Origin of the sequence: Acutalibacter sp. JLR.KK004 (genome assembly GCF_036941085.1) — a bacterium.
In the GTDB taxonomy this organism is placed as follows: domain Bacteria; phylum Bacillota; class Clostridia; order Oscillospirales; family Acutalibacteraceae; genus Acutalibacter.
In genome coordinates this window covers 860036-883484 of record NZ_JAYMNQ010000001.1, presented here as the reverse complement: position 1 = coordinate 883484, position 23449 = coordinate 860036, and the positions used below count along the sequence as shown (strand labels likewise).

The 23449-nt window shown below is 55.8% G+C and carries 20 protein-coding genes, 2 tRNA genes and 1 other RNA gene; 8 read left to right on the top strand and 15 right to left on the bottom strand.

Features of this window, described 5'->3' with window-relative positions; all coding sequences use genetic code 11:
• Position 1: 1 nt before the first annotated feature.
• The 10 genes from VSQ30_RS05050 to VSQ30_RS05005 form a co-directional block, all read right to left on the bottom strand.
• A tRNA-Arg gene (locus VSQ30_RS05050) sits at positions 2 to 78 on the bottom strand.
• A gap of 91 nt (positions 79 to 169) precedes the next feature.
• Positions 170 to 243 (bottom strand) — tRNA-Gly (locus VSQ30_RS05045).
• Between the two features lie 277 nt (positions 244 to 520).
• A complete protein-coding gene (gene glgA, locus VSQ30_RS05040) occupies positions 521 to 1948 on the bottom strand; it encodes a glycogen synthase GlgA (RefSeq protein ID WP_160642544.1) in 1428 nt (475 codons plus the stop codon).
• Between the two features lie 63 nt (positions 1949 to 2011).
• Entirely contained in the window at positions 2012 to 3124 is a 1113-nt protein-coding gene (glgD, locus tag VSQ30_RS05035; protein ID WP_160642545.1) for a glucose-1-phosphate adenylyltransferase subunit GlgD, read from the bottom strand.
• Entirely contained in the window at positions 3124 to 4335 is a 1212-nt protein-coding gene (locus VSQ30_RS05030; RefSeq protein WP_160642546.1) for a glucose-1-phosphate adenylyltransferase, read from the bottom strand. The genes glgD and VSQ30_RS05030 overlap by 1 nt, the downstream gene beginning before the upstream one ends.
• A gap of 101 nt (positions 4336 to 4436) precedes the next feature.
• Positions 4437 to 6455, bottom strand: coding sequence for a 1,4-alpha-glucan branching protein GlgB (gene glgB, locus VSQ30_RS05025; RefSeq protein WP_334462471.1), 2019 nt, complete (start codon positions 6453 to 6455; stop codon positions 4437 to 4439).
• A gap of 508 nt (positions 6456 to 6963) precedes the next feature.
• Positions 6964 to 7635: a tRNA (N6-threonylcarbamoyladenosine(37)-N6)-methyltransferase TrmO gene (gene tsaA, locus VSQ30_RS05020; protein ID WP_334464797.1), complete on the bottom strand. Its 672-nt coding sequence runs from the start codon at positions 7633 to 7635 to the stop codon at positions 6964 to 6966.
• Between the two features lie 145 nt (positions 7636 to 7780).
• Positions 7781 to 8362: a hypothetical protein gene (locus VSQ30_RS05015; protein WP_334462469.1), complete on the bottom strand. Its 582-nt coding sequence runs from the start codon at positions 8360 to 8362 to the stop codon at positions 7781 to 7783.
• A gap of 321 nt (positions 8363 to 8683) precedes the next feature.
• A complete protein-coding gene (locus VSQ30_RS05010; RefSeq protein WP_334462467.1) occupies positions 8684 to 9787 on the bottom strand; it encodes an ISAs1 family transposase in 1104 nt (367 codons plus the stop codon).
• 98 nt (positions 9788 to 9885) lie between these two features.
• Complete coding sequence (locus VSQ30_RS05005) at positions 9886 to 10170, bottom strand: DUF1905 domain-containing protein (protein WP_334462466.1); 285 nt, start codon at positions 10168 to 10170, stop codon at positions 9886 to 9888.
• A gap of 126 nt (positions 10171 to 10296) precedes the next feature.
• Between VSQ30_RS05005 and VSQ30_RS05000 the strand changes: the two genes are divergently transcribed.
• Entirely contained in the window at positions 10297 to 11208 is a 912-nt protein-coding gene (locus VSQ30_RS05000; RefSeq protein WP_334462464.1) for an aldo/keto reductase, read from the top strand.
• A 61-nt stretch (positions 11209 to 11269) separates the two neighbouring features.
• On the opposite strand, the gene VSQ30_RS04995 is transcribed toward VSQ30_RS05000, so the two are convergent.
• Complete coding sequence (locus VSQ30_RS04995; RefSeq protein WP_160642578.1) at positions 11270 to 11779, bottom strand: GNAT family N-acetyltransferase; 510 nt, start codon at positions 11777 to 11779, stop codon at positions 11270 to 11272.
• 356 nt (positions 11780 to 12135) lie between these two features.
• Between VSQ30_RS04995 and ffs the strand changes: the two genes are divergently transcribed.
• The 7 genes from ffs to smpB all read left to right on the top strand — a co-directional run bounded on the left by ffs (position 12136) and on the right by smpB (position 16927).
• An RNA gene (gene ffs / locus VSQ30_RS04990) (signal recognition particle sRNA small type) lies at positions 12136 to 12233 on the top strand.
• Positions 12234 to 12300: 67 nt separating this feature from the next.
• The gene (gene dnaX / locus VSQ30_RS04985; RefSeq protein WP_334462462.1) at positions 12301 to 13980 is read left to right on the top strand and encodes a DNA polymerase III subunit gamma/tau; all 1680 of its coding nucleotides are present in this window, start codon (positions 12301 to 12303) and stop codon (positions 13978 to 13980) included.
• Positions 13981 to 14040: 60 nt separating this feature from the next.
• Positions 14041 to 14391, top strand: a complete 351-nt coding sequence (locus VSQ30_RS04980; protein ID WP_160642582.1) for a YbaB/EbfC family nucleoid-associated protein — start codon at positions 14041 to 14043, stop codon at positions 14389 to 14391.
• Positions 14391 to 14990: a recombination mediator RecR gene (gene recR / locus VSQ30_RS04975; RefSeq protein WP_160642583.1), complete on the top strand. Its 600-nt coding sequence runs from the start codon at positions 14391 to 14393 to the stop codon at positions 14988 to 14990. Before VSQ30_RS04980 ends, recR begins: the two co-directional genes overlap by 1 nt.
• Positions 14987 to 15736 (top strand): CPBP family intramembrane glutamic endopeptidase, encoded by a 750-nt coding sequence (locus VSQ30_RS04970; protein WP_334462460.1) that lies wholly within the window; start codon positions 14987 to 14989, stop codon positions 15734 to 15736. The genes recR and VSQ30_RS04970 overlap by 4 nt, the downstream gene beginning before the upstream one ends.
• Positions 15721 to 16392, top strand: a complete 672-nt coding sequence (locus VSQ30_RS04965) for a DEAD/DEAH box helicase family protein (RefSeq protein ID WP_334462459.1) — start codon at positions 15721 to 15723, stop codon at positions 16390 to 16392. The genes VSQ30_RS04970 and VSQ30_RS04965 overlap by 16 nt, the downstream gene beginning before the upstream one ends.
• 67 nt (positions 16393 to 16459) lie before the next feature.
• On the top strand, positions 16460 to 16927 hold the full coding sequence (gene smpB, locus VSQ30_RS04960; protein WP_334462457.1) for an SsrA-binding protein SmpB: 468 nt from the start codon (positions 16460 to 16462) through the stop codon (positions 16925 to 16927).
• Positions 16928 to 17203: 276 nt separating this feature from the next.
• On the opposite strand, the gene VSQ30_RS04955 is transcribed toward smpB, so the two are convergent.
• From VSQ30_RS04955 to VSQ30_RS04940, 4 genes are all read right to left on the bottom strand, one after another.
• On the bottom strand, positions 17204 to 18406 hold the full coding sequence (locus tag VSQ30_RS04955) for an FkbM family methyltransferase (protein ID WP_334462454.1): 1203 nt from the start codon (positions 18404 to 18406) through the stop codon (positions 17204 to 17206).
• 4 nt (positions 18407 to 18410) lie between these two features.
• Complete coding sequence (locus tag VSQ30_RS04950) at positions 18411 to 20522, bottom strand: glycosyltransferase (protein WP_160642587.1); 2112 nt, start codon at positions 20520 to 20522, stop codon at positions 18411 to 18413.
• A gap of 127 nt (positions 20523 to 20649) precedes the next feature.
• Positions 20650 to 22923, bottom strand: a complete 2274-nt coding sequence (locus VSQ30_RS04945) for a flagellin N-terminal helical domain-containing protein (RefSeq protein ID WP_334462450.1) — start codon at positions 22921 to 22923, stop codon at positions 20650 to 20652.
• Between the two features lie 149 nt (positions 22924 to 23072).
• Positions 23073 to 23432, bottom strand: coding sequence for a carbon storage regulator (locus VSQ30_RS04940; RefSeq protein WP_160642588.1), 360 nt, complete (start codon positions 23430 to 23432; stop codon positions 23073 to 23075).
• Positions 23433 to 23449: the final 17 nt, after the last annotated feature.

Here is a 23449-nt window from a genome sequence, read left to right as displayed (position 1 = left end):
TTGGCGCGCCAAAAGGGACTCGAACCCCTGGCCTACTGCTTAGAAGGCAGTTGCTCTATCCAGCTGAGCTATTGGCGCATAAAATAAAGGAATGAAAACATTCCTGGCCTTAACTTTCAAGGCCCCTCTCAGCACTAAAATATTTTTCAGCATCCTGCTGATACGGAAGTGGAGCGGGTGATGGGAATCGAACCCACACGACCAGCTTGGAAGGCTGGGGTTCTACCATTGAACTACACCCGCACATTACACAGCAAATACTGCTGCGAACAGGCCACAGGCCTTCCCCGAATGTGTTTATTATTATAGCACAGAGGAAAGAATTCGTCAAGAAGTTTTTCTAGGACAGATATCATAATTTATCTTGACATTTTGGAAATGGGGTGGGACAGGGTGTGCAGCATTCCACGGCGTATATATGCGGCCGGAATTTTCCGTTACACAGCACTGCCCAAGAAAAAAAGAGCCGGGAAAGCTTTTTACAGCTTTCCCGGCAAAATAAAGGGGATCTGGTATACGCTTAGTTTTTCAAAATTTCCTTATACAGGCGGATGTATTCTCCAGCAGACTTGCCCCAACTGTTGTCGCAACCCATAGCCCGGTCTACCAGAACACCCCAGCCCTCCTTGTCGGAGTTGTATGCATAAATGGCCCTGTGCAGGGAATTGAGCATATCCCCGGCATTATAGGTGAGGAAGGTGAAGCCGTTGCCCTTTCCATCCCCGCTGTCAGCGATGGAGTCTTTCAAGCCGCCGGTTTCCCGCACTACAGGGATAGAGCCGTACCGCAGGGCTATCATCTGGGAGAGGCCGCAAGGCTCGCTCTTGCTGGGCATGAGGAAAATGTCGGAGGCCGCGTAAATCTTCCGGGACAGCTCCGGCACGAAGCCCAAGCACAGCACAAACCTGCCGGGATACTTCTCCTGCATCCACTTGAAGTAGTTTTCATATTCTAAATCACCGCTGCCCAAAATTACGATTTGCGCATTGGAATACTCCATAATATTGTCCACAGCATCTTTCACCAGATCCAAGCCCTTGTGGGACACCAGCCGGGTGACCATGCCAATGAGGGGCACGTCCGGATCTACATTGATACACAGCCGTTCCTGCAGCTTTTCCTTGTTCACAGCCTTATTTTTCTTATCCTTCTGGCTGTAATTCGCAAAGAGGGCCGGATCTGTCTCCGGATCATAGTTTACAGTGTCAATGCCGTTCAAAATGCCGGAAAGCTTCCAGGAACGCTCCCGCAGGATGGGATCCAGCTTATGGGCAAACCAGGGATCCAAAATCTCCTGGGCATAAGAGGGGCTTACAGTGGACACCCAGTTGGAGCACTCAATAGCGCCCTTCATCAGGTTCACGTCCTTGTTGAACTCCAAAAGCTGGCTCTCATAATTCGGTATGCCAAACACATCCTCCAGGATTTCCTTGCCATACTGGCCCTGATACTGGATGTTGTGAATGGTAAACAAGGTTTTTATGCCGGAATACCACTCGTTGTTGGCATAGAACAGCCGGTAGTAAACAGGCACCAGGCCGGTTTCCCAGTCGTTGGCCTGGATGATATCCGGCTTGAAATCTACATAGGGCAGCATCTCCAGGATGGCCCGGGAGAAGAAGGCAAAGCGCTCCGCGTCATCAAAATGCCCGTAGAGGCTGTTGCGCTTAAAGTAATACTGGTTATCAATGAGATAATAAATTACATTGTTAATCTTGGCCTCGAAAATGCCGCAGTACTGCCGCCGCCAAGCCACCGGCACGCTGATGCTGGTGATAAACTTCATGTTGTCCCGCAGCTCCTGGGGGACGCAGTCATACAGAGGCGTTACCACACGGCAGCCAATCAGTCTCTGCCGCAAAGCCTGGGGCAGGGATCCGGCTACATCAGCCAAACCGCCGGACGCGGAAAACGGGAGGGCTTCACTGGCGCAAAACAGAACCTTCATACGGAAATCTTCCTTTCTTACGTCAATTGGTAAAAAGTCTTTGCCCGCTGGGAGAGAGCAGGATTATACCTGCCCGCCCTTGGCCACATAGACGGGATATGTCTGGTAGCCAGCCATCGTGCGGTTGTCGGCAAAGGTCACGTTCTTGTCCGCCACCACATAGTCAAGCTTGGTGTTCTCGCCGATGACGCAGTTCTGCATAATCACACAGTTCTTCAGCTTCGCGCCCTTCTTCACCTTCACACCCCTGAAGAGAATGCAGTTCTCCACCTCGCCGTCAATAATGCAGCCGTCCGCAATAATGGAATTGCTGGCAGAGGAGCCTAAGCCGTAGCGGGCGGGCATTTCGTCACGCACTTTCGTATAGATGGGGTGGTCCGGGATAAACAGGGAGCTGCGCACCTTGGGATCCATCAGGGCCATGTTGGCGTTGAAATAACTGCTGAAGGAGGTAATGGTATAAGCGGCGCCTGTGTACTCATAGCCGCAGATACGCAGATCCCCCAGGTTGCGCTGCATTAAATCCCTGTCAAAGTCGGAAAGGTTCCGGCTCATGCAGTCCTGCACCAGGTTGATAAGCAAGTCGCGCTTCATCAGGCGCATACCCACCGCGTAATTGCAGTCGGCATCGCTGCCCCGCTTAATGAGCATATCCCGCACCACGCCTTCGGGATCCACTGTGTACACCACATTCTTGTCGGTGTCAGGGGACATGCCATGGCGGTAAATCACCGTAATATCCGCCTGCTTCTCGGTGTGGAACTTGAACACATCCCGGTAATCAATATTCATAACCGTGTCGCAGTCGGACAAAAGCACATATTCCTCGTGGGAATTCTGCAGGAAACGCATGATAGAGGCCAAAGACTCTATTTTCCCGTCTGTGCGCCGGGTGTCTGCCCCAAAGGGAGGCAGCATATACAGGCCCTCGCTTTTGCGGGAAAGGTTCCACGCCTTGCCGGAGCCTAAATGATCCATCAAGGACTGGTAATTTTCTTCTGTAATGACACCCACCTTGTTCATACCGGAGTTTACCATGTTGGACAAAGGGAAGTCTACCAGGCGGTAGCGCCCGCCAAAGGGGATAGAAGCCATCACCCGGTTCTGGGTCAGCTCCCGCACACGCTCCTCATGCACATAGGCAAAAAGGATGCCAATAACTTCATTGCCGCGCATTATTTCTCCACCTCCTCAGCATCGATCATAGCCTTGGGGGGCACCACGCTGCCTGCGGGCAGCTTGCAGTCCGGGCCTACTACAGCCACGCCCCACTCGTCCTTGTTTTCCACTTCCTCGGGTCGCTTGCCTACAACAGAGTTAGGGCCTATCACAGCATTTTCCGCCACAATGGCATACTGCACATGGGCGCCCTCCTCTATCCTTGCGCCGGGCATGACGATGGAATCCGTCACCACAGCGCCGGGGGCTACGTACACCCCTGCGAACAACACAGAGAACTCCAGCTGCCCGTACACGTTGCAGCCCTCTGCAATTAGGGAGTTCTGCACATGGGCGCCCTTTGCCACATAGTGAGGAGGCATAACCGGGTTGCGGGAATAGATGCGCCAGTCGGCATCGCTTAGATCCAGGGGCACGTTGGGATCCAGCAGATCCATGTTGGACTCCCACAGGCTGTCAATGGTGCCCACGTCCTTCCAGTAGCCCTCAAACCGATAGGCAAACATCTTCTCGCCAGCGTTCAGCATGGCGGGCAGCACGTTCTTACCAAAGTCATTGGAGCTTTTGGGATCCTCATCGTCAGCCAGGAGGAACTTGCGCAGCTTCTCCCAGGTGAACACATAAATGCCCATATTGGCTAAGTCAGATTTGGGCTTCTTGGGCTTCTCGTCAAACTCATAGATGGAATCGTCCTCATTGGTGTTGAGGATGCCGAAACGGCTGGCCTCTTCCATGGGCACAGGCTGTACGGCAATTGTCACTGCCGCGCCCTTTTCCTTATGGAAGGAAATCATCTTGGAATAGTCCATCTTATAGATATGGTCGCCGGAGAGCACCACCACATAATCCGGGTTATACCGCTCGATAAAAGGGATATTCTGGGTGATGGCATTGGCAGTGCCCTTATACCAGTCGGTCTTTTTCCGCTTTTCATAGGGAGAGAGCACATGTACGCCGGCGTTCATGCTGTCCAGATCCCAAGGCTGCCCGCTGCCGATGTATTCATTCAGCTCCAGGGGCTGGTACTGGGTAAGCACGCCTACCGTCTCAATGCCGGAATTGACGCAGTTTGACAGCGGGAAGTCGATGATGCGGTATTTCCCTCCGAAAGGCACGGCGGGCTTGGCGATATCCTTCGTCAGCACCCCCAGCCGGCTGCCCTGGCCGCCTGCAAGCAGCATGGCCACAACCTCTTGTTTGGGTAACATTTCTTTGTCCTCCTAAATCATATATTTTATTGCCTGTATAAAAAGCCCTGTTTCCAAAACGGTAAAAAACATGCGCTTTGCCTGACCGCAGCAGTCCCCTATCAGGGGGCCTGCACCCCCGCCGCCCGTGGCTTGGGCGCCTGCTTTGCCTCTGGCTTTTTGGGGACGGGCAATGCCGCGGGCCTTTCTTTTTTGGGGATTTTCTCCACGCACTCCAGGAAGAACACGGAATTTCCCGGCAGGGTCAGGCTTACGCTCTGCTGGCAGCCATGCATAGGCTCGTCCACAGTTTTGATTTTCCTGCCGTTTGTCACGCCCTCCCCGCCAAACTCCTTGGCGTCAGAGGAGAACACCTCGGCCCACACGCCCCGGAAGGGCACGCCTATGCAGTAGTTCTCCCGCTGCACCGGCACAAAGTTGCACACAGCCACCAGCTCCCTGCCGTCCTTTGCCTTGCGGCGGAAGGCAATAACGCTTTGCTGGTAGTCGTCATTGGATATCCATTCAAAGCCTTCCCAGGAGAAGTCGATTTCCCACAGCTCCGGACGGCTGAGATAGAAGTGGTTCACAGCTTTAAAGAACCTCTGGGCATCCTGGTGCTCCTTATACTGGAGCAGGCCCCACTCCAGCTCCTTTTCAAAATTCCACTCGTTTTTCTGGGCAAACTCTGTCCCCATAAACTGTAATTTCTTCCCAGGATGGGCCATCATGTAGCTGACAAAGCACCGCATTCCGGCGGCCTTCATCTCATCGTCCCCGGGCATTTTATTGATAAGGGAGCCTTTGCCGTACACCACCTCGTCGTGGGAGATGGGCAGCACAAAGTTCTCAGAAAAGGCATAGAAGAAGGAAAAGGTCAGGGAATTGTGGTTGCCGCTTCTGAACAGGGGATCCATGGACATATACCGGAGCATGTCGTTCATCCAGCCCATGTTCCACTTGTAGTTGAAGCCCAGGCCCCCCAGATAGGCGGGCTTTGACACCATGGGCCAGGAGGTGGATTCCTCCGCAATCATCATGGGGTCGGGTATCTCGGCAAACACCGCCTCATTCAGGGCCTGGAGGAAAGCGATGGCCTCCAGGTTTTCCTTGCCGCCGTCCTTGTTGGGCACCCACTCCCCGTCCCGCCGGTTGTAGTCCAGATACAGCATAGAGGCCACCGCGTCCACACGCAGGCCGTCTATGTGGTATTCCTTCAGCCAGAACACAGCGCTGGAAATGAGGAAGCTCATCACCTCAGGCCTGCCATAGTCGAACACCAGGGTGCCCCACTCCTTGTGCTCGCCCTTCCTGGGATCGGCATATTCATAGCAGGGGGTGCCGTCGAATTTGGCAAGGCCAGCCGCGTCCCGGGGGAAGTGCCCGGGCACCCAGTCCATAATCACGCCGATGCCCGCCTCGTGGCAGCGGTCTACAAAGCGCATAAAGTCATGGGGTGTGCCATACCGGGAGGTGGGGGCAAAATATCCCATCACCTGGTAGCCCCAGGAGCCGTCATACGGGTATTCCGTCAGGGGCATGAACTCAATATGGGTGAAGCCCATATCCCGCACATAGGGAATCAGCTCATCCCCCAGCTTTTCATAGGAGAACACGCTGCCGTCCGCATATTTCCGCCAGGAACCGGCATGCACCTCATAGATATTCACCGGCTGGTTATAGTGGGGGCTTCGGGCCTTCTGGTCATACCAGGACTTGTCGTGCCACTGGTACCCCTCCAGGTCATACCACCGGGAGGCCGTGCCGGGCCGCGTTTCGCAGTGGCTGGCATAGGGGTCTGCCTTGTAGGCATCCTCTCCCCCTGCTGTTTTGATATAAAATTTATACAGCTCATAGGGAGCAAACTCAAAGTCTGTATAGCCCTCCCACACCCCGTCGTCCAGGCGCTGCAGGGGGTATTTGGCAGCATCCCAATTGCAGAAATTTCCCACTAAAGACACAGCCTTGGCGTTAGGCGCCCAAACCCGGGCTACCATGCAGGGCCTGCCGTCCTTCACAGACTTGTGCAGGCCCATATACTCATAGGCGCGGCGGTTTTTCCCGCCGCGGAACAGGTAAAGGGGAAGATTTTCCTCTTGCGTTTTCAGTTTATCAGGGGCCGTAAGCTTATCACTATCCATTGCGCCATACTCCTTATTCCGGCATCACCGGGTTGTTTGGTACTATCATATCATATTTTGGAAAAATTTCAAGTAGTTTTTAGTAATTTGATTAAAAACTTGGTGTAGTTTTCTGAAAACTTTGTCTCCATTTCCCAATATAGCTCCTAAATCCAGGCAGCGGCCCTCCCCTCTGCCCAGTTAGGCATCGCTACAGGCCGGGCTAAACTTTCCCCTCCCCGCAGGCAAAGCCCCTTTTATTATATAGCAAACGCACTTAAAAATCGGTATAGCCCGATTTTTAAGCACGCGGCATTGCCACTGGTTCAAAAAAGGCTGTTGCCTCTTTTGAACCGCGTTAACTATAGCACATTTTTGCCCCGAAGCCTGTCAGTTAAGGTAGTTCAAAAGAGATATGCGATCTCTTTATAAACCGGCGGCGGATTCCAAAAACCCTTTGAATGGAACCCCCCCTGCCAAAGCAGAAACGCCGCAAGCAAAAGCGCTTGCGGCATCCTTTTTCTGCAGTCTATTCCTGTTCCACCGCCCTCACCTGCAGCACCCCTTCCGCCACGGCAAACTTCACCTCCAGGCCGGAAAAAGGCAGGCCATACACCCGCTCCGGGTCATGGTGATAGCCAGGACGGGGATCCCCCTCTAAAACGCCCCAAAGAGCTTCCCGCAGCTCCTCTGGCACTTTTGCAAGCAGCGCCGGAGGAAAGTCCACAGAAAGCCTGTCTGCCCGGTGATCGTCGGAAAAGCCGCCTCTGGCCTGGGGCTGGCAGTCAGAAAGGGGCACATAGGGCTTGATGTCCAGAATGGGCGTGCCGTCCAGCAGATCCCCGCCGCCCACTGTGAGGACAGGGCCTTCCGGGGTGTAAAGATCTATGCCCTCCAGGGTCACGCAGGATATGCCGATGGGGCTGGGACGGAAAGGGGATCGGCTTGCAAACACCCCCACCCGCTGGTTGCCTCCCAGCCGGGGCGGACGCACTGTAGGCGACCAGCTTTCCCGGCGGTTTGCGGAAAACTCCCACAGCAGCCACAGATGGGAAAAGCCCTCCAGTCCCCGGAGGGCCTCGGGAGAGCGGAACTCCGGCTCAAAAACGATTTCCGCCCGCAGGGCTTCCACCAGCCCGCTCTGCCGGGGAATTCCGAATTTTACAGGGAAGCCGCTGCGCGCCCGGGCCACCACCCGCATTTCTACTGTTTCCACCCGCACTCCTCCCTCTGCCGTTTCCTTTCTCTTTTCCGAGAAAGGTCGAATCCTCTCATACAATTTGAGAGTGGGCAGGGCTGCGCCCTGCCCACTTCAAAGGGTTCTGCTGTTTCAAAATCTTCCGGCCTCAGCCAATATCCACTATATACTCATAGCCAGTTTCATCCCGGTATGTATACACCGTATAGCCGCCTATGGCCAAAATACCGTCCTCGCCGGTGCCCATACTGCTGCTGGTATAGGAACTGCTGGTGGGGGCGCCATACACGCTGGTAAAGGCCCCCAGGCTGCCGCCAATATAAGAGGAAATGTCCGGCGGCGAAGGAATCGGTTCCGGGGTAGACTCAGGAGGTTCCGGCGTAAAGTCCGGGGCGGGGGTATCCGCCGGCTCAATTATCGCGCCGGGAGGAGGGGTGCCCTCCACGCCCTGGCTGGGGCGCTGGCTGCTCTCGCTGCTCTCCTCAGAAGAGGATTTTTCTTCCTCCTTCTCCTGCCGGGACGAAGAGGAAGGCTTCTTGCTGGCCTTGGGGCTTGCCTTTGGCCTTTTGCTGGCCTTGGGCTTTACAGAGGGGCTTGCCTTGGGGCTGGGGCTGGCACTAGGGCTGGGGCTGGGCGAAGCAGAAGAGCTTTCCGCCTCGTCTTTGCCGCCGCAGGCGCACAGGGCCAGGGCCAGCAGAGCCGCCAGCATCCATACCATAAGCTTTTTCATAAACATTCCATTCCTTTCCGGCTAGAGGGCGGCGCCAGAAAGGGCCTGCTCCCAGCTTTGATAAAATTTATCCCAAAACCTTTCCTGCCGCCTGGGCCACCCTCCGGTTTTCCGGAAGGCTTCCCTTCTGCCGGCAAAGCGTTTATCCTCAGTTTACAGGCCGTTTCTCCTTATGTAAAAATACAAGCACGACAAGCAAGAATGCCACCGTATTCTGCCGGGGAAACCAGAAAAAAGCAGAATATAGTACGCGAATTTATAATAGCACAAAATCCCGGGGAAAGTCAAGCCGCTTTCCCGTAGGGACCAGGGCGACAGCATTTAAGTTCCCAACAAAATGGAGAGGAAGGTATCAGGATTAAGGGAAGCGCGGAAGCGGCGTTTCTGTAGGCTTGATTTACGGAGATTAGGGTTCTGACAATTTTTACAGAGAGACAGAGCAACCTTGCGAAGGACATTCAGGTTGAGCGGTGACATATCTTTCCTTGCTCTGGAGCTATCCTCGTCAAAAATAACATCCAGACACCAATGCAGCTGGTTTTCAATAGACCAATGGCATCGTACCGCATGGGCAAAACGTGGCAGTTCGGTTAGCGAGGAGATGAAATACCGAGTATCAGTAGAAGTTTCCCTATTCCTTGTAACAGTTGTGCGAACCTCTCCCACTGACTTTAGGCCACTCCAGTCTTTCTGTTCCGGCAGCCAGGACAGGTCTGTTAATAAACGGTATTCCCGTTTTTCTATTCGGCCATGGTCTTTTTCATCTGTGCTGAACAGAGGGATTTCTTCCCGAAAGCTGTCAAAATACAGAACAACATTCTCCAGTAGTCCAGGCTGGTTCCTTTTCAGGGCAATCACATAGTCAGCTTTTTTACTGGTAATTGTTCTTACGATCTCCTTCTGGCAACTCATGGCATCCGCTGTCACGATATTGTTTTTTATCTCCAACAGCTCCAGAAGTTCCGGTACAGCAGTGATTTCATTGGACTTTTCTTCGGTAACGATCTCTCCCAAAGTGACCTGATTTTCCGCCACGAAAGCACTTACTACATGATATGCCTTGTGATTATGGTTTCCGCTTCCACAAATCGTTTTACCATCTACTGCAATTACACTGCCTTCTTTTCGGTTGTTGGCCAGCCAGTCATACAGACTTTCGGCCAGCATTTTAGGGTTCAATCGCTCGAAAATTCGCCGGAATGTGTCACTGTCTGGTATCCCATTTGGCAGTTCCAGGAAGTTCCTTAGCCATTCCTCCCGTTCCCTTCCGAAATCCTCCATATCCGAAAAATCACTGCCGTTGCATACCAGAGTACACAATCCGATTATTAAAATGTCCTCCAATTTGTGCAGTACATGGCCTCGGTCCGTTCTTCTCGGGTCCTCTACCTTTTCCAGTGCTGTTTTTAATCTTTCTATTTCCATTCCTCTATTTTACCATGTTCCGACAAAAAGTTAAATGCTGTCGCCCTGCCGGGCGGGAGTCCAACTCGACAAAATTTTGCTGGTTTGCAGGGGAACGGTCACTGCCGTTCCTCTATCACAACGTGGATACAATCCCCTTCCCTTTTCCCCAGCTTCCGCCGGATGGATTTCAGCACCCCGATAATATAGACGGTTTCGCCCTTTGGGCCTTTCAGCCCCATGTTTACAATGCTGCCGTCATAGGGCAGGCCGTCAAACAGGGCGTGTACCTTCACCCGCCCCTTCCCAAACACCTGCCGGATGTCCCAGGGAAAGGCCACATAGGCCCCGCCCTTCTCCGGTATTTCATGGAGAACCCCGTCAAATTCCCATTTCTCCGCCATAAGCCGCCTCCTTTGCGCTGTTTCTGGCAGCATACGTCGCCTGCCGGCTTGTAAATAGTATACCATCCATGCTATACTATTTGCAAACATGCCTGCAAAGCAGGCGGAAAACAGGAGGACGCGGCTATGAAATATTTGGATATCAGCGGGGTGGATGCCTCCGCCATTGTGGCGGGCTGTATGCGCATTGGCAGCATGGAGCCGGAGGCGCTTTCCCGGTTTGTCCACGCGGCTTTAGACAATGGGGTGAACTTTTTCGACCATGCGGACATTTACGGGGGCGGGGAATGCGAAGCCGCCTTTGGCAGGCTGCTGGCAGCGGAGCCGGGCCTGCGGGACAGGATGGTTCTCCAGAGCAAGTGCGGCATCCGCAAAAATATGTATGACTTTTCCAAGGAGCACATTCTGGAAAGCGTGGAGGGCATCCTTTCCCGGCTGGGTACGGACAGGCTGGATTTCCTGCTGCTCCACCGCCCGGACGCGCTGATGGAGCCGGAGGAGGTTGCGGAGGCCTTCAGCCGCCTGGAAACCAGCGGCAAGGTGCTGCATTTCGGCGTCAGCAATTTTAACGCCCGGCAGGCGGAGCTGCTCCAGTCCGGGTTAAAGCAGAAGCTGGCCGTAAACCAGCTTCAGTTCGGCCTGACCTTTACGGGCCTTGTGGATCACGCCATCTGCGCCAATACGGAGTTCCCCCATGCCGCCGACCGGGACGGGGAGGTGCTGGATTACTGCCGCCTGAAGGGCTTAACCATCCAGGCCTGGTCCCCCTTCCAGTATGGCTTCTTTGAGGGTGTGTTCCTGGGCAGCCCCAAGTTCCCGGCCCTGAATGAAAAGCTGGAGGAGCTGGCTGAAAAGTATGGCTCTACCCCCCAGGCCCTTGCCACTGCCTGGATTCTGCGCCATCCGGCAGGGATGCAGGTGATAAGCGGCAGCACCAACGCGGCCCGCCTGCAGGAAATCTGCGCCGGGTGCGACGTGGATCTTGCCAGGGAGGACTGGTACGCTCTCTATCTGGCAGCAGGGAACAAGCTGCCTTAACAAAGCAAGCACAAAAAAGTCCGGCCCGCAGGTTCTCTTCCTGTGGGCCGGGCTTTTCGCGTCAGGGCAGGATGATCTCATAGGCCAGCCGCTCGGTGCCGTCCTCTATATGGATAATGCCCCGGTAAGAGAGGCCGCTTTTTGCCATCACCCGCTGCATGGCCTTGTTGTCCCGGTGGGTGTCCCCCCGCAGGACGCGGATGCCCCTTTCCCGGGCCTGCCGCTTCAGCTCTTCAAAGAAAAGCCCTGCCGCGCCCTTTCCCTTTGCCCTGGGGGAAACGGCTATCCGGTGCAGGAAGCCGTAAGGCTCTCCCTGGGCCTGCCAGGCGCCCTGCTCTATTACGTCATAGGTGGGTTCGCGGCCAAAGGCCAGGCAGGCTGTGGCAATCACTTCCCCGCCGTCCTCCAGCACAAAGCCTGCGCCCTTTTCCATGTCGGCCCTGGCAGAAGCCCCGTCCGGATAGCCGTCCTGCCACTGATTTACTCCGGCTGCGCGGAGGGCGGCCCGGGCCTCGTCATACAGGGCTGCCACAGCGGGAAGGTCTGCGGGGGTGGTTCTACGAATCTGCATAAAAATCGCCATTCGATACGGGATTTCCACAAAAAGCGGGGAAGCCTCCCCTTTTGTGCCCGGTATCGTTCCTTTCTCTAAGAAGTTGTACCGATAGGATTGGTGGGAAGATTTTCGAGGAAATTTTGTGGGGTTCAAGGCGGAAACCGCAAGGATTACTTTCGTATTTCGAGGATTTCCAACACTAAAGCCCGCTAAATTTCCCGAAAAGGTTTGTGCAGGAGCCTATTGGTACAGCTTCCAGGTTTTTTACACGATGCATTTTCTCTTATAATAGCATTTCCCTCTTGTTTTTTCAAGAGAAAGCGTTTATAATAGTGGACAGGCGGCCAAATGGCCCGATAGAATATGGGAGCGGACAGGTCTGCGCGGCGGGACGCCGTGAACCATGTCAGGCGGGGAACCGAGCAGCATTAAGCGGATGTTCCCGGGCGATGCAGGTCGCCTGTCCGTTCTCATATCTTATCGGGCTGTTGTTTTTCCATAAAATAAAGATAAACGTATGAAGGGAGGCGGCGTTTGTGTATAAGGTGCTGTACCGGAAATACAGGCCCCGGTTTTTCGCGGACGTGGTGGGCCAGCCCCAGGTTACCGTAACCCTGAAAAACGAGCTGACCCGGGGGCGCATTGCCCATGCCTACCTGTTCACCGGCTCCCGGGGGACAGGGAAAACCACCTGCGCCAAAATCCTTTCCCGGGCCGTCAACTGCCTTGATCCGAGGGAAGGAGACCCTTGCGGGGAGTGCCCGGTGTGCAGAGGGCTGGAGGAAGGGTCCATCCTGGACGTGGTGGAGATTGACGCTGCCAGCAACAACGGCGTGGACAACATCCGGGGGCTGATTGAGGAGGCAAACTTCACCCCCACCACCGCCAAATACCGGGTGTATATCATCGACGAGGTGCATATGCTTTCGGCCTCTGCCTTTAACGCCCTTTTGAAAACCCTGGAGGAGCCTCCTGCCCACGTAATTTTCATTTTGGCAACCACCGAGGTTCACAAGCTGCTGCCCACCATCCTTTCCCGGTGCCAGCGGTTCGATTTCCACCGCATCGATCCCCAGGCCATGGCGGGGCGGCTTATCCAGGTGGCGGGGCTGGAGGAGGCGGAGCTGGACGAGGACGCGGCTTTGCTTATTGCCCGCATTGCAGACGGCGCTTTGCGGGACGCCCTGTCTCTTTTGGATCAGTGCCTGGGAAGAGGGCGGCACGTCACCCTGGAGGTGGTGGGCCTTACCGCCGGGGTGGCGGCCCAGGGGTATCTCACCACCCTGGCCCAGGCTGTGGCGGAACGGGACGCGGCCAAGGCCCTGGAAACCCTGGACGGCCTGCACAAGGAGTCAAAGGACATGGTGCGGCTGTGCGAGGAGATGGCGGAATATTTCCGCAGCCTGATGCTGTTTAAAACCATGCGGGATCCGGGAAAGCTTCTCACCCTGCCCCCCACCCAGATAGCGGCCCTGGAGCAGCAGGCTTATGGCATGAGCCTTTCCGCCATCCTTCACGGGCTGGACACCCTGGAGGACACGCTGCACAAAATGCGGTACATGAACCAGCGCACCCAGTTGGAAATGGCCTTTGTGCGGCTGTGCTCCCCGGAGCTGGACGACAGCACTGCCGCCCTGCTGCGGCGGATTGAACAGCTTGAAAGCGGTGTGCCCTCCAGGGCCTTGCCCCCTTTGGAGGAGGAAGCCCCTGCCCGGGCGGAGGAAGCCGCGCCCGCCAGCCCGGCGGCTGAGCCGGAGCCAGAGGAAATTCCTCCGGTGTTCGACGGCCCCCCCGCCCCGCCGGCGGAAAAGCCTGTCCCAGCCCCGGCGCCTAAAAAGCCCGCGGCCCCTAAAAGCCAGCCCCCAGTGGACGTGGAGGCCCTTTCCGCCGAGGCCCAGCGCTTCCGCCAGTGGCCGGAGATTCTGCAGGTGATACGGGGCACCACTAAAAGCGTTGCCATGGCCTTTGACGGCTCTGCCGCCTACACCAGCGGGGAATACCTGCTGATTGAGGCCCCGGAAATCGCCTTTGAGCTTTTAAAGAAGGCAGAGCAGCGCCAGCGTATGCGGGAGGCGGTTTTCCAGGTGACAGGCCGTGCCTATAAGCTTGGCCCCTACCGGCCCCCTGCCTCTAAGGAAAGCGCTGCCGCAGACCCGCTGGAGGATTTGCTCCGCCGGGCGGAGGAAGCGGGCATCCCCACACAGGTGGAGGAGTGAGCGGGGAGAAGTTCAGGATTTGACACTATAATATTTTGATTTTGAAAGGATGACAGCTTTATGAAAGCAAGATTACCCCAGGGATATGGCGGCGGAGGGGCTGCCAATTTGCAGCAGCTTGCCCGGCAGGCCCAGAAAATGCAGGAGCAGATGGAAGTGATTTCCGCCGAGCTGGACGAGAAGGAGTACAGCGCCACAGCCGGGGGAGACGCGGTGAAGGCTGTGGTTTCCGGCAAGCTGGAAGTGAAGGCTGTGGAGATAAAGCCCGAGGTGATTGATCCCGAGGACGCGGAGATGCTGGGAGATCTGGTGACCGCCGCTGTCAACGGGGCGCTGCGGGCTGCTGCCGCTGAACGGGAAGATCGCATGGGCGCCCTTTCCGGCGGCATGAGCATACCGGGGCTGATGTAATGGCGGGATACCATGTCCCGCCCCTGGAAAGCCTGGTGGAAAAATTTGAAAGCCTGCCCGGCATAGGCCACAAAACCGCCCAGCGGCTGGCTTATTTTGTGCTGGACATGCCAAAGGAGCAGGCGGAAGGCTTTGCGGGGGCCATTCTGGAGGCCCACGAGAAAATACATTACTGCGCTGTCTGCTGCAACCTGACGGACGACGAGCTGTGCCCGGTGTGCCGCAGCCCTGTGCGTGATAAGGCCTTAATCTGCGTGGTGGAGGAGCCGAAGGATGTGTTTGCCCTGGAGCGGGCCGGGGAGTATAACGGGCTGTACCACGTGCTCCATGGGGCCATTTCGCCGCTGTCCGGCATTGGGCCGGAGCAGTTGAAAATCAAGGAGTTGCTGCCCCGGATAGACGGCGGGGTGCGGGAGGTGATTATGGCCACCAACCCCACTGTGGAGGGGGAGGCCACAGCCATGTACCTGTCCCGGCTTTTAAAGCCTTTGGGGGTGAAGGTGACAAGGCTTGCCTACGGCATCCCGGTGGGCGGCGATCTGGAATACGCCGACGAGGTCACATTGCAAAGGGCTATGGAGGGCCGGCAGGAATTATGACGGATAAAAGGAAAGCCGCCCTATGGCTGGTATTGGTCTATGTTTTTTCCATCTCCCTTTACCTGCCCCGCCTGCTGGAGCTGGGCGGCATGGCAGTCCCCAAGGCCCTGGCAGGCTTGGCGGGGGCCTTTGTCCTTGTGCCGCCCCTGGCCACCTTAGGGTTCCTGCTGCCTGCCGGCAAGGCAAAGTCCCACATCCTGGAAAACTGCCGGGCCTTTTCCCGCCAAGAGGCAGTGGCCTGCCTGGGCGTCGCAGTGCTGGGGTGTTTGGTGTCGCTGGCCTACGCCCTTACCACAGGGGCCCATCTGTTCCGGGACTCTTACGGATCCATAGGGGGCCTTGCGACTAGCTGCGTGTACCTTTACGCCACCGCCTTTGCGGAGGAACTGGCATGGCGCGCGTTTTTCCTGAAAAGCCTGGCAGCAGGCGGGAAAAAGGCTGGGTCCTTGCTGCTGGCGGGCCTGGCCTGGGCCTTCTGGCATATCCCCATGTGGGTTGCCCGGAATGGGATGGGGGCAAAGGACATCCCGTTCCTGCTGCTCTGGGCAGTGCTGGTCTCTTTTGTGCTGGGATGGCTCTACCTGCGGCATGGGAATTTGCTTTCTGCCGCACTGTGCCACATGTTTTTCAACGTATCCTTTTTGGCCCCGATACAGTATAATGTGGCCGCCTTGTTTTTGTGTATCCTGGCCTTTTGGCTGCTGGGGCGTTGGGCCTTTAGGAGGGAAAAATGGAAATCCCCATAAAAAGCAATATTCTGCGCACCCTTTTCCGGGACTGTTACTTTATCAACGGAACGGCCTGCGCCGGGAAATCCACCATGGTGCGGCTGCTGGCGGAAAAGCATGGCGGTATCTGCTGCGGCGAAAACTACCACGATGTTTTGATGGATGCTGTTGACCCGGAGAACCAGCCGGCACTTTCCTATTTTCAGACCATGGGAAGCTGGCAGGAATTTATCAGCCGTACGCCCCGGGAGTATGCCCAGTGGATTGACGGGTGCAGCCAGGAAGCGGCCGGCCTGGAGATTGCCCGCCTGATCCAGTTGGCGGGGGAGGGGAAAAAGGTGTTTGTGGACACCAATATTTCTCCCGCGTGGCTGAAAGGAATCTCCGACTACCACCATGTGGCTTTCCTGCTGGCTCCCCAGAGCCTTTCTGTGGAAAGCTTTTTTGACCGGGAGGATCCGGAAAAGCAGTTTATCCTGTCGCAGATACAGCAGGCGGAGAATCCGGAAAAGGCCATGGAGAATTACCGGGAATGCCTGGCAGAGGTTAACAGCCCTGCTGTGTACCGCGCGTTTGAAAGCAGCGGCTTTTTCACGTTGCTGCGCGACGGCACGCGCACAATAGAAGAAATGCTGGCTGTGCTAGAAAAGCATTTTGGCTTAGGGCTTGCTTGAAAACCGCAAACACTGTCTTTTTGCCGCAGACAAGCTTTAGCCGCAACAAATTAAAAGGAGGCGTCCCATGTCCGCGAAATCGAACACAAAAACTATTGCCCAGAACAAGAAAGCGTATCATGACTATTTCGTGGAGGAAAGCTATGAGGCCGGCATTGAACTGGTGGGTACAGAGGTAAAATCCCTGCGCCAAGGCCGGGTGAACCTGAAGGACGCCTGGTGCTCTGTGGTGGACGGGGAAATGCTCTTAAACGGCTGCCACATCAGCCCCTATGACTTCGGCAACATTTTTAACCGGGATCCCATGCGGGTGCGCCGCCTGCTGCTGCACAAGCGGGAGATCCAGCGGCTTTACGGCGTTGTCAAGCAGCAGGGCTACTCCCTTATCCCCCTTTCCCTCTATTTTAAGGATTCCCGGGTGAAGGTGCAGGTGGGGTTATGCAAGGGCAAGAAGCTCTATGACAAGAGGGCAGACGCAGCCAAGAGGGATGCCCAGAGGGATATAGAGAGAGGTTTAAAGGAGCGCAACCGATAGGCCTGTCTCTTTGGCGGCGGCATGGAGCGGCTGGCTTACAAGAACATCCTGACCTGACTCGAAAAAGGCCGGCCCACAGGAAGAGAACCTGCGGGCCGGCCTTTTATGATTGCTTTGCGTTTATGGCAGCTTGTTCCCTGCCGACAGGAACCATTGAACCCCCTCCTGTCCGCTTCCCTACACCCAGCTTTTCTGCCGTACCCTCCATAAAGGATTTGACGGCCAACGTCATTTGTCTCTAACCTCATTATGCTGATTTCCATCATAGAAAGGCCCCTATCCCTCGGCTTTGCACAGCAGCACGAACTCTGTAGGAATCAGATTGCCGCCGTAATGCCGCAGATAAAAACGGTACTCTGGATACATGCTGTCAATCATCAATGGGATTTTCCAGATATCTTCATACCCGTGGTATGTACAGACAGCCAGGTTGGGATGTTGTGAGCGTATCATACGCTCACAACCGAGCAGGGCGCCCTGCTCGGCCCCTTCGATGTCCATTTTGATAAAGGTGGCTCCTTCTATGTCTTCGTCCAGGGGGACGACCTCCACCCGGGCCTGGGCGCTCCCCTGGCTTTGCAGTTGGTTGACCGAAGCGTCGGTACGGTTGTCCTCAATAAACATCTCGCCCCGGGACGCCCCTAAGCCTTTGCGGACAGGAAGAATATCATGCAATTTATTTTTCTGGATATTTTCGCAAAGCTGCGCATAGCTGCCCGGGGAAATCTCATACGCGTATATTTTCTTATAGCCTGTCCCATACATATTGATATACTGCGCGATGGAATCCCCGATGTACGCCCCCACGTCTACCAGGATATCGCCTTCATTGCTTGGGAAGATATCCGGTTCCCAGTAGTCTGGAAAGATCGACTTAACCTTCTGCAAATCGACCATATCCAGCAAGGCCCAGTTTTTTAAAACAGCGCACAGGGTGCGCCGGGACAAATAGTCTTCCATACGCTGGTATAGCCACAAAAAGTCATAGCTGTGCCGCTTTAAGACGGCCGCCCGCTTTTCCAGGGTATCATAGTCGCCCTTGTCCGGGTTTATGGTGCCCCAGAAGGGGAACCGCGCAAAATACCGCACAAAACTTATATAGCCCTCCCGTGAAGCCTTTTTGACCTTCTGAAGGTTCCCCTTCATGGTTCCCAGCAACTCTTCCTCGCTGTGGGACCACAGGTAATCCAACAGCGACCAGAATTCCCGGTCAAATGCATTCTTCGGCTGAAAAGGCTCCTCCTCTTCCGCCAGAACCAAACAGGCTGTGCGCAGCCAGTCTTCGTCCGACAGCGCCGACGCATGAACCTGCTGTTCCAGCGGGCGGGGCAGAGCGCTTTCCAGTATGCCAGCGGCCTGCTGCCGGCATTCCCCTACCATCTGGCGCAGCTCCTCATTTTCATGGTTATGCAGATGACCCAGCGCTTCCCCCATGGTTTGCAGCAGCTCCCTTAAGGCATTCCCTGTCTCCTTATCCATACCTTCACTCCTCAATTAAATGCGCCACCCGTTGGTATACGGGGCTTTGCTTTATGGCCGCCACTGCCGGGTCGTCCTCCGGATAGACCGACAGCATCCCCCGCACCTTTTCCGCCAAAGCCAGAAGCTCGGGGTCAGGCCGCGCGGCCTGCAGTTGAGGGGTGTGGTCGGTCAAGAATTCAACCACGGCTTTCATGCCCTCATGGGCCGCCAGGCCCTTGCGTAGCAAGTGGGTGTAGCTAATCACATCCCCCTTGTCCAGCGCGTCAAAAGCCTGAACACAATACCACCCGAAGCGGTGCATAGGCGGCAGCACAGAGAGGTTTTCCTCTGCCAGCACCTGCGGGTTATAGCATCTGGGCAAAAACACCTTCTCAACGTCTGCGAAAAAGCGTGCCAGGGCCATGCCGTCCTCTTCCCTGCCGCTTTTCCAGTTGTGCCTCTGCAGTGCGTTTAGGGACAATCCCCTGGCCCAGCAAAGCTTCTGCCAGTTTTGGGCGAAATCCTCCTCTGCCGCGCGCTGTACCATGGGGAAAAACACACCCCAGTCTGCAGCCAAACGGCCTGCCAGCTCGTCCATGCTTTCCACGTTCAGGGGCTTCCCAGGCAGCGGGAACTCCACTCCGGACTCTATGGAGCGGCTGAGGGCCGGGAAGGGCAGCTCTGCCCACTTGCCCACCCGGGCCAGCAAGGCAGCCATTTCCTCCGGGTCTTCCGTTCCCAGGATAGAGGCAGCCAGGCCCAGCCCGCACTTTTCCGCCAAAGGCGCAAAGACTCCGCAGGCGTGGCGGCAGAAGTTTGCTTTCTTTGCCTCGTCCTGCTGGTAGTTGGCGGTAAACGCTGCCGAGCCAAACACCATGAAGGTCAGGCGGCGTTCTTCTGCCCGCTTTTCGTCCGGCTCCGGGGTGGTAATCCCCTCCCACGCTGCCAGTACCAGGGAGTCTGTGTCCTCCTGGCTGCGCATGTGCAGGGCGCACAAGGTTTTGGTCAGGTTTTCTGTCTGCACCCTGTCCAGGCGGCTGAACTCCAGCTCCTGCAAAAGCGCCAAGGCCCTTCCGGCTTTTCCATCCTCCAGGCAGGCGCTGGCCAGACAAAGCCGCACAGTCCGCTCATGATAAGGCGAGGCCATCTGCAGCGTGCTGCACGCCTGGCAGTTCAAATCCCCGCGGCCTGCCCGGTAATCCGCATAAGCCTCCAGCAGCGCTTCCCCCTGGCGGACGCTTTCTGCATACTCTTCCCGCTCAAAGCTCTCCAGCATCCGGTGAACCTTTACGTCGATACGGACAAAATAGGAATCCGGGAACCACTCTTCCGCCTGGTCGGCCCACTTTTGGAATTCGGCCAGCTTGCGGTCGTGGGCGATGGAAACTGCGTGGCGGAAAATCGGCGGGCCAAACAGCTTCCACCCAGCCACCTTGCGCTTTACCATAGAAAGGGACTTTTTCAACTGGTCTAAGTAGTCCGGCTCCTGAAAACCGCTTTCGATAATCTGCAGGCGGGTGAGAAGGTTTTTAGGATCGCTTTTCACCTTATCCCGCAAAAGGCTCATATTCCGCTTAAGCTTTTCCGGGTTCTGGGCCATGTTCACATAGCCGTCGTGATGGAAAATGGTCTTGGTAAACTGCAAAGCAGAGCCGGCACGCTCCAGGCCCGTCCACGCCTCATGGATGGCCCCCTGATAGCGTGCCCCGATGGAAAGCCTGACCATGCGCAGGGTGTAAAAGTCGGCGTAAGAGCCGTCCATAGAATAGTCCCGATAGTTGCGGATGGTAACGCGGCAAAGGTTGCAGGACTGGTTTTCAGTGAGGAGGAACTGGGAAATCTCCTCCACATCCTCGTCCATGTATTCGTCCGTATCCACAGATAAGTACCATTCGCCTGTGCAGCGGTCTATAACCGCGTTGCGGGCGGCCGCAAAATCGTTGATCCAGGGAAAATCAAACAAGGTGTCCGCATACTTTTCCGCCACTGCGCGGCTGCCGTCGTCCGAGCCTGTGTCCGCCATCACCAGCTCGCAGGGGACAGCGTCCCGCAAGGGCTGGAGCGCCTTCAAGCAGCGCTCGATACAGCGGATGTCGTTTTTAAAAATAATGCCAATGGATAAAATGGTGTCCATGTTTTTCCTCCTTTTCCTGACCTTGGGGAAACTGCCCCAGGCGGGCGGCTCCCCCAAAAGCAGGAAATGGGACGGGCACACGCCCGCCCCATAACCTTTTTTTGAAATTGTAAAAATGCTGTAAAGATTAGCCAAGAAGCTGCAGAACACCCTGAGGCACTGCGTTGGCCTGGGCCAGCATAGCCTGTGCGGACTGGATAAGGATGTTGTTCTTGGTGTAAGCCATCATTTCCTCGGCAACGTCTGTGTCGCGGATGGTGGACTCAGCATCCTGAATGTTCTCAGCCATAACGCTCAGGTTGTTAGCGGTGTGCTCCAAGCGGTTCTGGGTTGCGCCCAAGTCGCCGCGGATACCGGAAACATAGTTAATGGCGTTCTTGATAACGTCGATGGCCTCGTGGGCGCCCTCGGGGGTGCTGATGTTGATGTCCGCAATGGACTTGCCGGAAACAGCCGTCTGCCTGCCGCCCTCTACAACAGACTCCATGGTGCCCATAGCGCTGGTGTGCATATCGCCAATCTTCACCTGAAGCTGGTTGAAGCTGTCGCTGGTGTCGCCAATCTGCAGTTTCAGGCCAGAGTTGCCTATGTCGTCTTCGGTGACCTTCTGCACCTTAAAGTTAGCAAGCTTTGCTTCCACAGCCGTCTGGAAGGCTTCCAGCTTTGTCTGTGTGTCTTCTACTCCAACATCACTGCTTGCAGCGGCTGTAATGGTGGCTGTGCCGTTGGAAACGGCGGCAGTCAGCTTGCTGCCATTATACCCGGTTGCGGCGGTGTCAGCCAGCGCGTCCTTCACAGCCTTATCCAGGGCAAACTTGCTCAGCTCTTCGTTGAAGCTTTCAGCCGTTACGTAAATTTCGCTTACCTTCTCATCGGCCTGGGCTGCGGCAATATCAGCGGTCAGCTTGTCGCTGGTGGCCCCGACAATCACATAGGTCTTGCCGTCGCCAAAGCTTACGCGCTCGCCTTCCGCAACGTCCACGCTGATGGTGGGAGACAGCTCCAGGCTGCCTGCTACAGCAGACGTGGTGGGATTAGCAGCGGAGAACATCCCCTTCATGTCATCAACGCTGTAAACCGGCGGGGTACCGGTGCCAGGCATCTGCTGATCCAAATGGATCGTGTTCGGGCCGACAGAGGAAATATTAAAAGTGGCATCTGATGTGCCATCGCCATCCTTGTCATGCCCAATGTTTCTACCAGCCGTGGCAATCTTACGCACAGCTTCCTGCACCTGCTCAGCAGCAGTCTTTTTGCCGCTGACATCAATCACAACTGCTGTAGTACCTGTGGGTACAGTAGTAGTATCAGGAGTCGTACCCGCTTCTGTCTGGAATACAAATGTCGTATCGCCAATGGTCAGTTGCTTGCCTTGGCCCATCAGATCTTCGGTGATTGTGAAGTCAATACCGGCCAGGTCTCCTGCTTTCGCTGCAACAGCCTCTGTGATGTCTACAGCACCATGCTCAACACCCTTCTTGTCAATCTGGGCCGTGCCATCAATCTGCACCTCTGCGCCAATAAGTTCATTAACACTAGCAGCATTCGCACTCGTTAAGGCAGCCGCGGGATCCATAGTGAAGACAAGAGTACTACCAGTATTGGTTACAGTAAAACCCACACCGCCAATATTAACGGTTGATGCGCTAAGGGCATCCGCGATGGAAGTTGCGAGTCCAACCGCGTTCATTGCGCTACCAGCAGTTTGTATGGTTACTGTTCCAAGATTGATTGCACCAAATTTGATCGAAACTGTCTCATTGGCTGTCCCAGCAGTAGCCGAAAAGCCTGTCAAATCAATAGTGAAGCTAGCATCCTGACGATTAACTCCGTCTGCGCCTGCGTGCTGTGAATCCGTATTGGCTGTGGTGAAATTAGCATCACCTAAACTGATAGCCCCGCCGCCGCCAGCCACGCCAGCGGTAACTGTGCCGCTGACGCTGCTGTTAATGGTAACAGCAGTGCCTGCGGACTCTGCGCGCTGGCCGTCCATCAGCTTGATGCCGTTGAAGTTGGCGCTGTCCGCAATGCGGTTGATTTCAGACTTCAGCGCGTCCACTTCCTTCTGCAGGTTCTTGCGGTCCACTTCGTTGTCATAGGTGCCGTTGGCAGACTGGGTGGCCAGATAGTCCATGCGGTTGAGCATGTCCTGGATCTCCTGCATGGCGCCTTCAGCGGTCTTTACCAGGCTGACGCCGTCCTTTACGTTCTTCTGGGCAGCGTTCAGGCCGGTGATCTGGGCGCGCATTTTCTCAGAAATAGCCAGGCCGGCAGCGTCGTCGCCAGCGCGGTTGATCTTATAGCCGGAGGACAGCTTCTCCAGGTTCTTGCTCAGCGCGGAAGTGTTGGTATTGTAGTTCCGGTAGGCGTTCATCGCCATAATGTTGTGTTGAATACGCATAACTTTTCTCCTTTAATATGATTTTAGCGTAAACTTCGCCCCGGCGTTCGTCGCCGGAGTTCTGTGTGCGTTGCGCCATTTGGTCAAACTGGCCAAGTTCACCCGCACAGCGCTGTATATTTCAACGGGCCGCGCGTGCCCGCAGAAACCTAAATCACTCTGTCTAACAGCCTGCGCATCTCGTGCAGCTCCGCGCAGTCCCTTGTTTTTTCCAATTTATCCAGAATCGTGCTCATTTCCCGCACAGCGGCATACCGTTCCTCCCGCCTTGCCAAAGCCCGCAGGCGCTTTTCGTCCCGCCGCTTCTCCGACGGCGGCTTCACCCGCTGGTCTTTCAGGCCATCGGGCCTGCTCTCGCTGCGCTCAAAAACGCCGCTGCGGAAGATGGGCACTTCCCGCGGGGCCTTTATAGACACCTCGAAGGAATCGCCTGGACGGTCAAAAATCTGTACGGCCACGTCCTCCCCGATGGTAATGTATTCTCCCGATTTGATCCTCAAAGTCAGCATGGGTTCCCTCCCACTCG